The following is a 12,341-nucleotide window of genomic DNA, read 5'->3' as shown; positions in this document are numbered from 1 at the left end:
ACGCAATAGGTAATGCTGCCGCCTTTCGGCGCGTCGGGATTGACGTAGTTGAAATGATCATAGTCGGCCGGCAGCGCCGGCTCGCCCTGCATGGCAAGCGCGTGCACCGGTTCCGACAGGGCCGGCTGCAGGGAAAGGCCGACAAACAAGATTGCGGCGATCAGCCAAACGACAACGCGGCCCATGACCGTCTCCTTCCCGATTCGATGCGCAGCATACATGAGCCGGTCGTGCACCGGCCAACCCCTTGAGCCTATCCCTCGGCCAAGATTCGCGAGACCCGGGCTGGATTCGGCACCGCTTGCAGTGTAACACGCCGTCCGAAGTCATTCTGTTGCCTCATTTCGGCAACAGGTAGCTGGACCACACGGCATGAAAAAAGCCGGTTCCGGGATCATTTGAGAGGAATGCACGACATGACGAGCCTGAACAGCAACGCGTACCGCCTGTCGGTCATGGCCGCTGGCGTGGTCGGCATTCTGGGCGCCGGGATTCCCGCTGCTTCCGCGCAGCAGCAACAGCAGATTCCGCAAGGCTGGTTCAAGGCCTGCACCAAGCAGGAAGACGTCGACATCTGCAATGTCCAGAACATCACCACCGCCGGCAACGGCCAGCTCATCACCGGCGTCAGCCTGATCGAATTGAAGGGCAAGGTGAACCGCAAGGTGTTCCAGGTGACGGTTCCGACCGGCCGTCTCGTTCCTCCCGGCATCGGCCTCCAGATCGACGGCGGCAAGGCGCAGAAGCTCGACTATGTGATCTGTTTTCCGGATCGCTGCGTGGCGGAAGTGCCGCTGACCGATCAGCTCGTCGCGTCCTTCAAGAAAGGTTCGAACCTGACGCTGACCTCGGTCAATTTCCAGAACCAGCCGAACCCGATCAAGATCGCGCTGACCGGCTTCAGCGGCGCCTTCGACGGCCCGCCGCTGCAGCAGTCGGACATCGAGGACCGACAGAAGAAGCTCCAGGAGTTCGTCGCCAAGAACAATCAGGACTTTGCCAAGAAGCTCAAGGAAGAGCAGGAAAAGGCGAAGGCCGCCAACTGATCGAGGGGTTTCGGACGAATAAAAAAGCGGGGTTCATGCCCCGCTTTTTTCGTTTGGACCGGCTGTTTGTCGGGTCCGGCCATGTCTCAAGCCTGTCCCAGTCCAGCCAGATTCCGACTAAGTCAATGTCTCAATTGGTGCTTCGGCTCGTAGCGCCCGTCCGGCTTCTTGTCGAACATTTCACCAATCTGCGGATGCCGGACCGGTTCGCCCGACCGGTCCTCGAGTAAATTCTGCTCGGACACATAGGCGATGTATTCCGTTTCGGAATTCTCGGCGAGCAGATGATAGAAAGGCTGGTCCTTGCGCGGCCGCACGTCAGCGGGGATCGCCTCGTACCATTCGTCAGTATTGGCGAATTGCGGATCGACGTCGAAAATGACGCCGCGGAACGGAAACAGCCGGTGCCGAACCACCTGTCCGATCGAGAATTTGGCTGTCTTCATCGCACTCACCACTTGAACTTCTTGAACGCCACGCATCCTGGAACACGCAAGGAACGCTCCAGGACTTTAGATTCTTACGCACCGGTCCGGCAAAGATTGGCCCAGACCTTAAGGTCGACATCGTCATTATTTGGCGCAGACGCCGCGTCAATTCAATCCCGATCCCCTTGTTGCCGGGTTGAGCATCGCGAGATGCGGATCAAGGGCGGTGGCCAAGATCGCTATCGCTCAGCCGGTTTTCGCAATCCGCCAAAAAACGCCGCAAAACCGCTGCCGGGTCGAAGACCCTCGCGCATGAAAAACGCCCGTAACGGCGCAAACCCCTCAAGCGCGCCAAGGCCAGCGCTGCGCACCATCTGAGCCGGCAGCATGTCGGAAAGCAACGACATGTTGAGCAGGTTGACCGCGCTGCTGCGCGCCAGAATGTCCGGCCGCCGCTTGAAATCATAGGCTGCAAGCGCCTTGGCGGCGCCCGGGTCCGAGCGGTTTCTGCTTGCGGCACCAATCAGGTCGTCGATGTCCCTGATGCCGAGATTGAGGCCTTGCGCGCCGATTGGAGGAAACACGTGGGCGGCTTCACCGACAAGTGCCACGCGGCGATGCGCAAACCGCCACGGGCTCACCGCTGAAAGGGGGTAGACCTGCCGGCCGGGCTCAACCGACACGCGGCCCAACATCGATTGCATCCGCTGTTCGACCCGCGTCGAAAGCTCGGCGTCGTCGAGTGCTGCAAGGTCCTTGGCGATATCGGGTTCGAGCACCCAGACAAGGCTGGACCGGTTGCCGGGCAGGGGAACCTGTGTGAACGGACCGGTCTCGGTGTGGAATTCGGTCGAGGTGAAGGCATGGTCGCTGCGGTGACCGAAATTGAGCACCAACGCCGCCTGCGGATAGGATCGGATCGAGGTGCGGATGCCGGCTGCCTCGCGGGCCGGCGACTGACGGCCATCGGCGGCAACTGCCAACGATGCCTCAACCTCGCTGCCGTCGGCGAGAACGGCATGGGCATGGTCGGCATCGAGGCGCCATGCCTCCACCATTGACTTTCGCCATTCGATGCCCGAATGCGCGACAGCCTCGGCTAGCGTGCGGTTGAGAACGCTGTTGGGCAAGTTCAGCCCGAATTGCTCTTCGTTGATCTCGCTGGCGCGAAAGGTCACTGTCGGGCTGCGGATCAGCCGGTTGGTTGCGTCAACGATACGCATCACCTTGAGCGGCGCTGCGTGCGGCCTGATTCCGTCGAAGATCCCTAGCCGTTCGAACATCTTCAGGGCAGGGTTCATCAAGGCTGTCGTCCGGCCGTCGGGGCCGGCTGCATCGGGTCCGACGAGCGTCACGGGAAAGCCCGCCTCGGCAAAGCCAAGCGCCGCGATCAGCCCCGCAGGGCCGCTGCCGGCGACCAGTATCCGTGCTGTTTCCCGATGGTTCAAATTCGGCTTCCGAATTGCGAGGTGAGGCCCGTCCGACCTGCTGGTCCATATAGGTCAGGTGATGCGGCTTGATCAACGCGGCGATTCGGCCCATTCGGTTGCCATGACCGGCCAACAAGACGATTTCAGCCACCTCGACGGCACCGGCCGCGCGATGGCGAGCGTTGCGCGCAGCCCTCGACTGACGGTGAGCGTCGTTGCCGGCATGGGCATCGCCCTTGCCCTGACGCTCGCAGTCCATGCATTCGTGTCATCCGGGCAGATGCTCGATCCGCTGCTTGGAATTGCCGGAGCAGCCGCGCTGTCGATCGCTGGTCTCTATCAGTTCAGCTGGCTGAAGGAAGCCTGTCTGGAGAAGTGCAGAAATCCGTTCTCGGTCCTGTTCGCCAACTGGAGCGCCAGGCCCATTCGCATTTTCCGGCTCGGTATGGAGCAGGGCCTGTGGTGCCTTGGATGCTGCTGGGCGCTGATGCTGGTAATGTTTGCCGTCGGTGTGATGAACGTGTTCTGGATGGCGCTGATCGGCTTGTTCAGCCTGGTCGAAAAACAGACGGCAGGCAATCTGCCGACGCGGCTGGGCGGTGCGATACTTCTTGTCTGGGCAGCCGCGCTACTAGTAGTCTCGGCATGAGGGGGAGAATTCGATGACAGATCAAAACTGGGCAATGAAGGGAGAGCTCATCCTTTCCTGCAATTGCACGGTTTTTTGCCCTTGCGTTCTGTCGCTCGGCAATCATCCGCCTACGGAAGGCTATTGCCAAACCTGGGCGGGGTTCCGGATCGATGCCGGCCATTTCGGCGAGGTCGACCTGTCCGGTCTCAATCTTGGGCTGGTCATGGAAATCCCCGGTTATATGAGCCGCGGCAACTGGACGGCGGGCCTGTTCATCGACAAGCGCGCCTCGGTTTACGCTGTGAAGGGACTGACGAAGATATTCACCGGCAAGGCCGGTGGAACCACATCGCTGCTCTCCATCCTGGTCGGACAGTTCCTCGGCGCCGAGCAGGTGCCGATCACCTACGAGACGCGTGAAAAAACACGCATCTTTCAGATACCGAAGATCATCGATGGTGCGGTGACGCCAATCACCGGCAAGGATCGCGATAAGGATACGGTCATCAGCAATTCGGAATACTGGATTGCGCCGGAAATCATCGTCGCCAAATCCGACAAGAGCAAAATGCGGGCCTTTGGCCGCAACTGGAACTTTGCTGGCCGTTCGGCCGAAATCTGCAAGCTGGACTGGCGGGGCCCGTGAGCAAGAAGACGACGGCCAGGAAAATCGCCGACCGGATTCCGCGGCCGAAGAAGAAAGTCACATGGCCTCAGGCGCGGGCGTTCTCGGTCCATCTCTTGACCGCGTCGGGCTCATTCCTGGCGTTTCTGTCGCTAGTGGCAGCAAGCGAGCAGCGCTGGACGGCGATGTTCTGGTGGCTGGGGCTGGCGCTTTTCGTCGACGGCATCGACGGGCCGATCGCCAGGAAGCTCGATGTCAAGGAAATCCTGCCGACTTGGTCGGGCGAACTGCTCGACAACATCATCGACTACGTGACCTACGTGTTGATTCCGGCCTTCGCGCTCTATCAGCGCGGTTTCATGGGCGAGCGCCTGTCGTTCCTGTCGGCGGCGATCATCGTGGTGTCGAGCGCAATCTACTATGCCGATACCGGCATGAAGACGAAGGAGAATTTCTTCAAGGGCTTTCCGGTCGTCTGGAACATGGTGGTGTTCACGCTGTTCGTCATCGAGCCCGGACAATGGGTTTCTTTCGCCGTGGTCGTGGTGGCCGGCATTCTCACCTTCGTGCCGATCAATTTCATCCATCCGGTGCGGGTGAAGCGGCTGCGGCCAATCAATCTCGGCATGACGCTGCTTTGGTGCGCTTTCGGCGCGCTGGCGCTGGCGCAGGCCGCACTTGCCTCCTTCTACGACCAGATCGGCGTGCTGGGCGAGCAGGTCAGCGATTTCATCAAGTTCGGGATTACGTTCACCGGGCTTTACCTCGCCTGCATCGGCGCTATCATGCAGTTCTTCCCAAATCTCGGCGCCAAGCCGGATAAGAAAGCCTGATCCCAAGAGAGCCAGAAAATGTCCAAAGCGATCCGCATCCATGCCCATGGCGGCCCGGAGGTCCTGACCTATGAGGATGCCGATCCCGGGCAGCCGGGCTCGGGACAGATCCTGGTCAAGCATACCGCGATCGGTCTCAATTTCATCGACGTCTATTATCGCTCTGGCCTTTATCCGCCGCAGGGCGGATTTCCGCTGATCCCTGGCGGCGAGGCGGCCGGCGTGGTCTTGGATGTCGGCTCGGATGTCGACTGGCTCAAACCCGGCGATCGCATCGCCTACGCCGTGACGACCGGCGCCTATGCCGGGCAGCGCGTGATCGCCGCCGACCGCGTGGTGAAGGTGCCGGACGGCATCAGCGACGAACAGGCTGCAGCCATGATGCTAAAGGGCATGACCGCCGAATATCTGTTGCGCCGTACATTCAAGGTGAAAGCCGGCGACACGATCCTGTTTCATGCGGCGGCCGGCGGTGTCGGGCTGATCCTCGGCCAATGGGCCAAGCATCTCGGCGCGACAGTGATCGGCACGGCGAGTTCCACCGACAAGATCGAGCTCGCCAAGGCGCATGGCTTCGACCACGTGATCAACTATCGCGAACAGGATTTCGTGGCCGGCGTTGCCGCTATCACCGGTGGCAAGAAATGCGACGTTGTCTACGATTCAGTCGGCAACGACACATTTCCAGCCTCGCTCGATTGCCTGCGGCCGCTCGGCACTTTCGTCAGCTTCGGTCAATCGTCTGGGCCGATCCCGCCCTTCAGCATCTCGTTGCTGGCGCAGAAGGGCTCGCTGTTCGCAACGCGGCCGACGCTGTTCGTCTATAATGCCAGGCGCGAAGACCTCGAGGTTTCCGCCGCCGCCTTGTTCGACGTGGTGCTCAGCGGCGCCGTCAAGATCAAGATAAACCAGCGTTACGCGCTCAGCGAGGCCGGCAAGGCGCATTCCGATCTCGAAGGGCGCAGGACCACCGGGACAACAATACTTATCCCTTAGGCGCCCGCCGTTTCGGGCCGCCGACGCCGCCGTTCTTGCGAACTGCTCTTTACCGCTTGAGTTTCCGCTGAAATTCTTGAAGCTCTTTCAAGTCGTGAGGCGCTTACCGTAGAGAGCAGCCCGCGCATACGATGCTTGCGGGAACACAGAACATGTCTGGCAAACCAGATGGAGGCACCGTGAGTGCAGATCAGGACGGCGCAAACTTGCTTGAGGTTCGCGGCCTCACAAAGATATTCGGCACGTTGACGGCGTGCGACCATGTCGATCTCAACATCGCCAAGGGCGAGATCCATGCGTTGCTTGGCGAGAACGGCGCCGGCAAGTCGACCTTGGTGAAAATGCTGTTTGGATCGCTGGAACCGAATTCCGGCGAGATTTTCTGGAATGGCCAGGCGGTCAGGATCACCAGCCCCGGCACCGCAAAAAAGCTTGGCATCGGCATGGTTTTCCAGCATTTTTCCCTGTTCGAAGCGCTGACGGCGGCGGAGAACATCGCGCTGTCGCTGGATGACGGCTCGCCGATCAGCACGATCGCGGCCAAGGCGAGGGCGCTCTCCTACAGTTACGGCCTGCCTCTCGATCCGCTATCGCTGGTCGGTGATCTGTCGGTCGGCGAGCGTCAGCGTATCGAAATCATCCGCTGCCTGCTGCAGACGCCGCAACTCATCATCCTCGACGAACCAACTTCGGTGCTGACGCCGCAGGAGGCCGATAAGTTGTTCGAGACGCTCGAACGGCTGCGTTCGGAAGGAAAGTCCATCCTCTACATTTCGCACCGGCTGGAAGAGGTCAAACGGATCTGCGACCGCGCCACCGTGCTGCGTCACGGCAAGGTGGTCGGCCATTGCAATCCGCGCCAGGAAACCGCGTCTTCGTTGGCGCGGATGATGGTCGGCAACGAGGTGCTGGCCGTGGTGCGGGCGCCGGCCGAGGGTATCGAGACCGCGCCGGTGCTGCTTCAAATCCGCGAACTCACCCGCAAGCCGGCGACCCCGTTCTCGATCCCGCTCAGGAACATCAATCTCGAGGTCCGCGCCGGCGAGGTGATCGGCATTGCCGGTGTGGCCGGCAACGGCCAGGGCGAATTCTTCGAATCCGTTTCCGGCGAGGTGCTGCAGCAGGATGCCGGCTCGGTCCGCATCCGCGGCAAGGATGCCGGCGGCCTCACCATCACCGGCAGGCGTCTGATGGGCGCTGCCTTCGTCCCGGAAGAGCGGCTCGGCCATGGCGCAGCACCGCGCATGAAGCTTTCGGAGAACCTGCTTCTGTCGCGCCACGCCACCGATGGCAAGATGTTTGTCGGCGCCGGTGGAATGGTCAAGGGCGATGCGATCCATACCGCTGCCCAGCGCATCATAAAGGCGATGGACGTGCGCAAGAGCGCGCCGGATCCGGAAGCTGCGGCTCTTTCGGGCGGCAATCTGCAGAAATTCATCGTCGGCCGCGAACTCGACCGCCGGCCGAGCGTCTTGGTGGTCAATCAGCCGACCTGGGGCGTCGACGCGGGTGCGGCGGCCCACATCCGCCAGGCGCTGATCGAACTGGCACGCAGCGGCTCGGCGGTGCTGGTGATCAGCCAGGACCTCGACGAGCTGTTCGAGATTTCCGATGCGATCACGGTCATGCACAATGGCGAACTATCGAAGCCGCTGCCGATAGCTGAAGCGACATTCGAGAAGATCGGGCTGCTGATGGGCGGCGCCGAACCCGGGCATGCCGAACATACGCTGGAGACGGCTTGATGCGCCTCGAACTTGTAAAACGCCCGCAGCGCTCGATGCTGTTTTCGGCACTCTCGCCTTTCATCGCTTTCGTTTTGACGATCATTGCCGGTGCCATCATGTTCGCGCTGCTCGGCGTCAACCCGTTGACTGCGTTCCGCATCTACTTCATCGAACCGATCAGCCAGGTCTGGCAGCTGCATGAGCTGGCGATCAAGGCCGCCCCCCTGATCCTGATCGCGGTCGGACTGTCGGTCTGCTACAAGGCCAACATCTGGAACATCGGCGCCGAAGGCCAGTTCATCCTGGGCGGCATTGTCGGCTCGATCATTCCCGTGCTGTTTCCGCAGTTCGAAGGCCCATTGGTGCTGCCGCTGATGCTTCTGCTCGGCATGGTCGGTGGGGCCGCCTATGCTGCAATCCCGGCACTGCTGAAGACGCGCTTCAACACCAACGAGATCCTGACCAGCCTGATGCTGGTCTATGTCGCCCAGCTCTTCCTCGATTGGCTCGTACGCGGGCCGTGGCGCGATCCGCAGGGCCACGGTTTCCCGCAGACCATCCAGTTCAACGACTCGGCCATACTGCCGGAACTCCTCCCGGAATCCGGCCGGGCAAACTGGGGATTTGTCTTCGCGCTGATCGCGGCGATACTGATCTGGATCCTGATGAGCCGTATGCTGAAAGGCTTCGAGGTCCGCGTGCTCGGCTCAAGCCCGAGGGCAGGGCGCTTCGCCGGGTTTGGCCTTAACCGCATGGTCTTCTTTGCCTTCCTGCTGTCGGGCGCACTGGCCGGACTTGCAGGGATTTCGGAGGTCTCGGGAGCCATCGGACAATTGCAGCCGGTGATCTCGCCCGGCTACGGATTTACCGCTATCATCGTGGCATTTCTCGGCCGGCTCAATCCGCTCGGCATCGTCGCCGCAGGCCTTGTACTGGCGCTGACCTATCTGGGCGGCGAGGCAGTGCAAAGCGCGCTCGGCATCTCCGACAAGGTGGCGCGCGTGTTCCAGGGCATGCTTTTGTTCTTCGTGCTCGGCTGCGACACGCTCATCCATTACCGCATTCGCCTGACCGGCTTTTCCGCGCCGAAGCTCAAGGCAGCGCCGAAGCTGGAGGAAGCCCGCTGATGGACATCACCGTCAACATCCTCTTGACCATCGCGACGGCGGCGACGCCGCTGCTGATCGCGGCGATCGGCGAACTGGTGGTCGAACGTTCGGGTGTGCTCAATCTCGGCGTCGAAGGAATGATGATCATGGGTGCCGTCGGCGGTTTCGGCGCCGGCTATCTCACCGGCTCGCCTTGGATAGGGCTGTTGGCGGCAATCACCATGGGGGCAGTGTTCTCGCTGCTGTTCGCCGTCATGACGCTCTCGCTGGCCACCAATCAGGTGGCCACCGGCCTGTCGCTGACACTGCTCGGCCTCGGCCTTTCCGGCATGATGGGAACGAATTTTGTCGGCCAGCCCGGCGAAAGGCTGCCAAACCTCGATATTCCCGGCCTGACCGCAATCCCGGTCGTTGGCAGGCTGCTGTTCGGCCAGGATCCAATCTTCTACATCTCGATCGCGCTGACCGCCGCCGTCATGTGGTTCCTGTTCAAGACCCGCACCGGGCTCACGCTGCGCTCGATCGGCGACAGCCATGCATCCGCCCATGCGCTTGGCATCCACGTCATCCGCTACCGCTATCTCTCAGTGATTTTCGGCGGCGCTTGTGCCGGCCTCGCCGGCGGTCACCTATCGCTGGTCTACACACCGCAATGGGTGGAGAACATGACCGCCGGCCGCGGCTGGATCGCGCTGGCTCTGGTCGTCTTCGCCTCCTGGCGGCCATGGCGGGTGCTGGCCGGCGCCTATATTTTCGGCGCGATCTGGGTTGGCCAGCTTCACGTCCAAGCCATAAATCTGCAGGACTTCGTCGGCGCGCCCTGGTTGCTCTACAAGTTAATTGCGTTCTTAAAATCGTTTCCCTCGCAACTGCTTTCTTCGCTGCCCTATCTGGCAACCGTCGTGGTTCTCGTTCTAATCTCGCGCAACAAGCGTTTGACGATGATGAACACGCCGGCCTCCTTGGGCCAGCCATTCGTTCCGGATCGTTGACAACAAAAAGACGGAAGCTCCAAGGCTTAACTCAGAGAGGTAACACAATGAAAAAACTGCTTATTGCCCTGATGGCGACGACGGCCGCATTGTCGCTGGCGGCATCAGCCCAGGCGGCGGACAAGCTGAAGGCGTGCTGGGTCTACACCGGCCCGATCGGCGATTTCGGCTACTCCTACCAGCACGACCAAGGCCGCCTCGAGGTGGAAAAGGCACTCGGCGACAAGGTCGAGACCGCCTATCTCGAAAACGTCTCCGAAGGCCCCGATGCCGACCGCGCCTTCGAGCGCCTGGCGCGCGAGGGATGCAAGATCATTTTCGGCACGTCCTTCGGCTTCATGGACCCGGAAGTGAAGATCGCCAAGAAATTCCCCAAGGTGATGTTCGAGCACGCCACCGGCTACAAGACGGCCGAAAATCTCGGCATCTACAATGCGCGTTTCTACGAAGGCCGCTACGTGCTTGGCCAGATCGCCGCCAAGCAATCGAAGTCGGGCGTCGCCGGCTACATCGTTTCCTTCCCGATCCCGGAAGTGGTGATGGGCATAAATTCCTTTATGCTCGGCGCACAGTCGATCAATCCGAACTTCAAGGCGAAGATCGTGTGGGTGAACTCCTGGTTCGATCCGGGCAAGGAGGCCGATGCTGCCAAGGCATTGTTCGACCAGGGCGCCGATATCATCGTCCAGCACACCGACTCGACCGCTGCCTTGCAGGTGGCGGAGGAGCGCAAGCTGCACGGCTTCGGGCAGTCCTCCGACATGATCAAGTTCGCGCCGCACGCGCAGCTGACCTCGCTGACCGACGAGTGGGGTCCCTACTACATCAGCCGCGTCCAGGCGGCGCTCGACGGCACCTGGAAGCCCGACAATGTCTGGCTCGGCATTAAGGACGGCGCCGTCAAGCTGGCGCCGTTCACCAACATGCCCGACGACGTCAAGGCGATGGCCGAAGCCACCACCAAGAAGATCGCCGACGGCTGGAACCCCTTCACCGGGCCGATCGCCAAGCAGGACGGCACACCTTGGCTGAAGGAGGGCGAGGTCGCCGACGACGCCACGTTGCTCGGCATGAATTTCTACGTGAAGGGCGTCGACGACAAGCTGCCGCAGTAGGTGGTCGGAAACATATCGAACGAAAGGGCGCCACGCGGCGCCCTTTTCATTTTGGACGGAATATCAGACTGCTGAGCCGTAAAGGTCGTAAGCGTCGGCGCGCTCGATCTTAATCGTGACGATGTCGCCGGCGCGCAGTGGCCGCCGCGACTGGATATGGACCGAACCGTCGATTTCGGGCGCGTCGTATTTGGTCCGGCCCTTGGCCGAATTGCCATGCGCCTCGTCGATCAGGACCGGCAGGCGCTTGCCAATTTTCTTGGTTAGCTGCGTTGCCGAAATCTTCTGCTGGCGCTGCATGAAGCGGTGCCAGCGGGCTTCCTTGATCTCCTGCGGCACTTGCTCGAGGCCGAGCTCGTTGGAGCGGGCGCCTCTGACCGGCTCGTATTTGAAACAGCCGGCGCGGTCGATCTTGGCCTCGTCCAGCCAGTCGAGCAGCATCTCGAAATCGTCATCCGTCTCGCCGGGGAAGCCGACGATGAAGGTGGAGCGGATGGCAAGGTCCGGGCAGATGTCGCGCCAGCCGCGAATACGCTCGAGCGTCTTTTCGCCATGAGCGGGCCGGCGCATGTTCTTCAGCACCTGCGGCGAGGCGTGCTGGAACGGAATGTCGAGATAGGGAACGATCTTGCCTTCGGCCATCAGTGGGATGACGTCTGCGACATGCGGGTAGGGATAGACATAGTGCATGCGCACCCAGACACCGAGCTTGCCCAGTTCTTCCGATAGATCGAGGAATTTCGCCCGCACTTCGCGATCGCCGAACATGCTGGTCTGGTATTTGATATCGACGCCGTAGGCGCTGGTATCCTGCGAGATGACGAGGATCTCCTTGACCCCGGCCTTGGCCAGCTTCTCGGCTTCGCGCAACACGTCGGCCGCCGGCCGCGATACGAGGTCGCCACGCAGCGCCGGGATGATGCAGAAGGTGCAGCGGTTGTTGCAGCCTTCCGAAATCTTGAGATACGCATAGTGGCGCGGCGTGAGCTTGACCCCTTGCGGCGGCAAAAGGTCGATGTGGGGATCATGGCTCGGGGGGGCAGCCTCATGCACCGCCGCCATCACGCTTTCATAAGCTTGTGGTCCGGTGATGGCGAGGACGTTCGGATGTCTTTCACGGATGACGTCCGGCTCGGCGCCGAGGCAGCCGGTGACGATAACTTTGCCATTCTCCGAAAGTGCGGAGCCGATGGCGTTGAGCGATTCATCGCGAGCCGAATCGAGGAAGCCACAGGTGTTGACGACGACCAGGTCGGCGCCGTCGTGCTTGCGGGCGATCTCGTAGCCTTCGGCGCGCAGGCGGGTGATAATGCGCTCCGAATCCACAAGGGCTTTCGGGCATCCAAGGCTGACGAAACTGACGCGAGGGGCGGACATCTAAGCTTTTCCGGATTTTCAGGAGTGGCGGC

At 61.3% G+C, this 12,341-nt stretch carries 12 protein-coding genes and 1 pseudogene; 9 read left to right on the top strand and 4 right to left on the bottom strand.

Translation table 11 applies throughout. The features are described from left to right. Positions 1 to 185 (bottom strand): annotated as a pseudogene (locus NKI47_RS24535) (ABC transporter substrate-binding protein); the annotation flags it as partial. A gap of 231 nt (positions 186 to 416) precedes the next feature. Here NKI47_RS24535 and NKI47_RS24530 point away from each other — a divergent pair. Continuing rightward, on the top strand, positions 417 to 1,046 hold the full coding sequence (locus NKI47_RS24530; RefSeq protein ID WP_023675042.1) for an invasion associated locus B family protein: 630 nt from the start codon (positions 417 to 419) through the stop codon (positions 1,044 to 1,046). Between the two features lie 122 nt (positions 1,047 to 1,168). Here NKI47_RS24530 and hspQ read toward each other — a convergent pair whose 3' ends face one another. Both hspQ and NKI47_RS24520 read right to left on the bottom strand, forming a co-directional pair. After that, positions 1,169 to 1,492, bottom strand: coding sequence for a heat shock protein HspQ (hspQ, locus tag NKI47_RS24525; protein ID WP_023675043.1), 324 nt, complete (start codon positions 1,490 to 1,492; stop codon positions 1,169 to 1,171). Positions 1,493 to 1,713: 221 nt separating this feature from the next. Beyond that, positions 1,714 to 2,922 (bottom strand): UbiH/UbiF family hydroxylase, encoded by a 1,209-nt coding sequence (locus NKI47_RS24520; protein WP_352593886.1) that lies wholly within the window; start codon positions 2,920 to 2,922, stop codon positions 1,714 to 1,716. Positions 2,923 to 3,025: 103 nt separating this feature from the next. Here NKI47_RS24520 and NKI47_RS24515 point away from each other — a divergent pair, with 103 nt between their 5' ends. The 8 genes from NKI47_RS24515 (at position 3,026) to NKI47_RS24480 (ending at position 10,932) form a co-directional block, all read left to right on the top strand. Further along, positions 3,026 to 3,553 (top strand): DUF2182 domain-containing protein, encoded by a 528-nt coding sequence (locus tag NKI47_RS24515; protein WP_352593885.1) that lies wholly within the window; start codon positions 3,026 to 3,028, stop codon positions 3,551 to 3,553. Positions 3,554 to 3,566: 13 nt separating this feature from the next. Then, entirely contained in the window at positions 3,567 to 4,181 is a 615-nt protein-coding gene (locus NKI47_RS24510) for a DUF1326 domain-containing protein (protein WP_352471871.1), read from the top strand. Between the two features lie 35 nt (positions 4,182 to 4,216). Beyond that, the gene (pcsA, locus tag NKI47_RS24505; protein ID WP_502896505.1) at positions 4,217 to 4,993 is read left to right on the top strand and encodes a phosphatidylcholine synthase; all 777 of its coding nucleotides are present in this window, start codon (positions 4,217 to 4,219) and stop codon (positions 4,991 to 4,993) included. Between the two features lie 18 nt (positions 4,994 to 5,011). Then, a complete protein-coding gene (locus tag NKI47_RS24500; protein WP_352456767.1) occupies positions 5,012 to 5,989 on the top strand; it encodes a quinone oxidoreductase family protein in 978 nt (325 codons plus the stop codon). Between the two features lie 152 nt (positions 5,990 to 6,141). After that, the gene (locus NKI47_RS24495; protein WP_502893792.1) at positions 6,142 to 7,734 is read left to right on the top strand and encodes an ABC transporter ATP-binding protein; all 1,593 of its coding nucleotides are present in this window, start codon (positions 6,142 to 6,144) and stop codon (positions 7,732 to 7,734) included. Further along, positions 7,731 to 8,843, top strand: a complete 1,113-nt coding sequence (locus NKI47_RS24490; RefSeq protein ID WP_352568624.1) for an ABC transporter permease — start codon at positions 7,731 to 7,733, stop codon at positions 8,841 to 8,843. The genes NKI47_RS24495 and NKI47_RS24490 overlap by 4 nt, the downstream gene beginning before the upstream one ends. After that, positions 8,843 to 9,817 (top strand): ABC transporter permease, encoded by a 975-nt coding sequence (locus NKI47_RS24485; protein WP_352568623.1) that lies wholly within the window; start codon positions 8,843 to 8,845, stop codon positions 9,815 to 9,817. Before NKI47_RS24490 ends, NKI47_RS24485 begins: the two co-directional genes overlap by 1 nt. 47 nt (positions 9,818 to 9,864) lie before the next feature. Continuing rightward, positions 9,865 to 10,932 carry a BMP family ABC transporter substrate-binding protein gene (locus NKI47_RS24480; RefSeq protein ID WP_352568622.1) on the top strand — a complete coding sequence of 356 codons (1,068 nt, stop codon included), beginning with the start codon at positions 9,865 to 9,867 and terminating at the stop codon, positions 10,930 to 10,932. 63 nt (positions 10,933 to 10,995) lie between these two features. Here NKI47_RS24480 and rimO read toward each other — a convergent pair whose 3' ends face one another. After that, complete coding sequence (gene rimO, locus NKI47_RS24475) at positions 10,996 to 12,309, bottom strand: 30S ribosomal protein S12 methylthiotransferase RimO (RefSeq protein ID WP_352593884.1); 1,314 nt, start codon at positions 12,307 to 12,309, stop codon at positions 10,996 to 10,998. Positions 12,310 to 12,341: the final 32 nt, after the last annotated feature.

Origin of the sequence: Mesorhizobium sp. M0633, assembly GCF_040320645.1 — a bacterium.
Classification (GTDB): domain Bacteria; phylum Pseudomonadota; class Alphaproteobacteria; order Rhizobiales; family Rhizobiaceae; genus Mesorhizobium.
The sequence above is the reverse complement of the archived record's forward strand: the minus strand, read 5'-3'. Positions and strand labels throughout refer to the sequence as shown.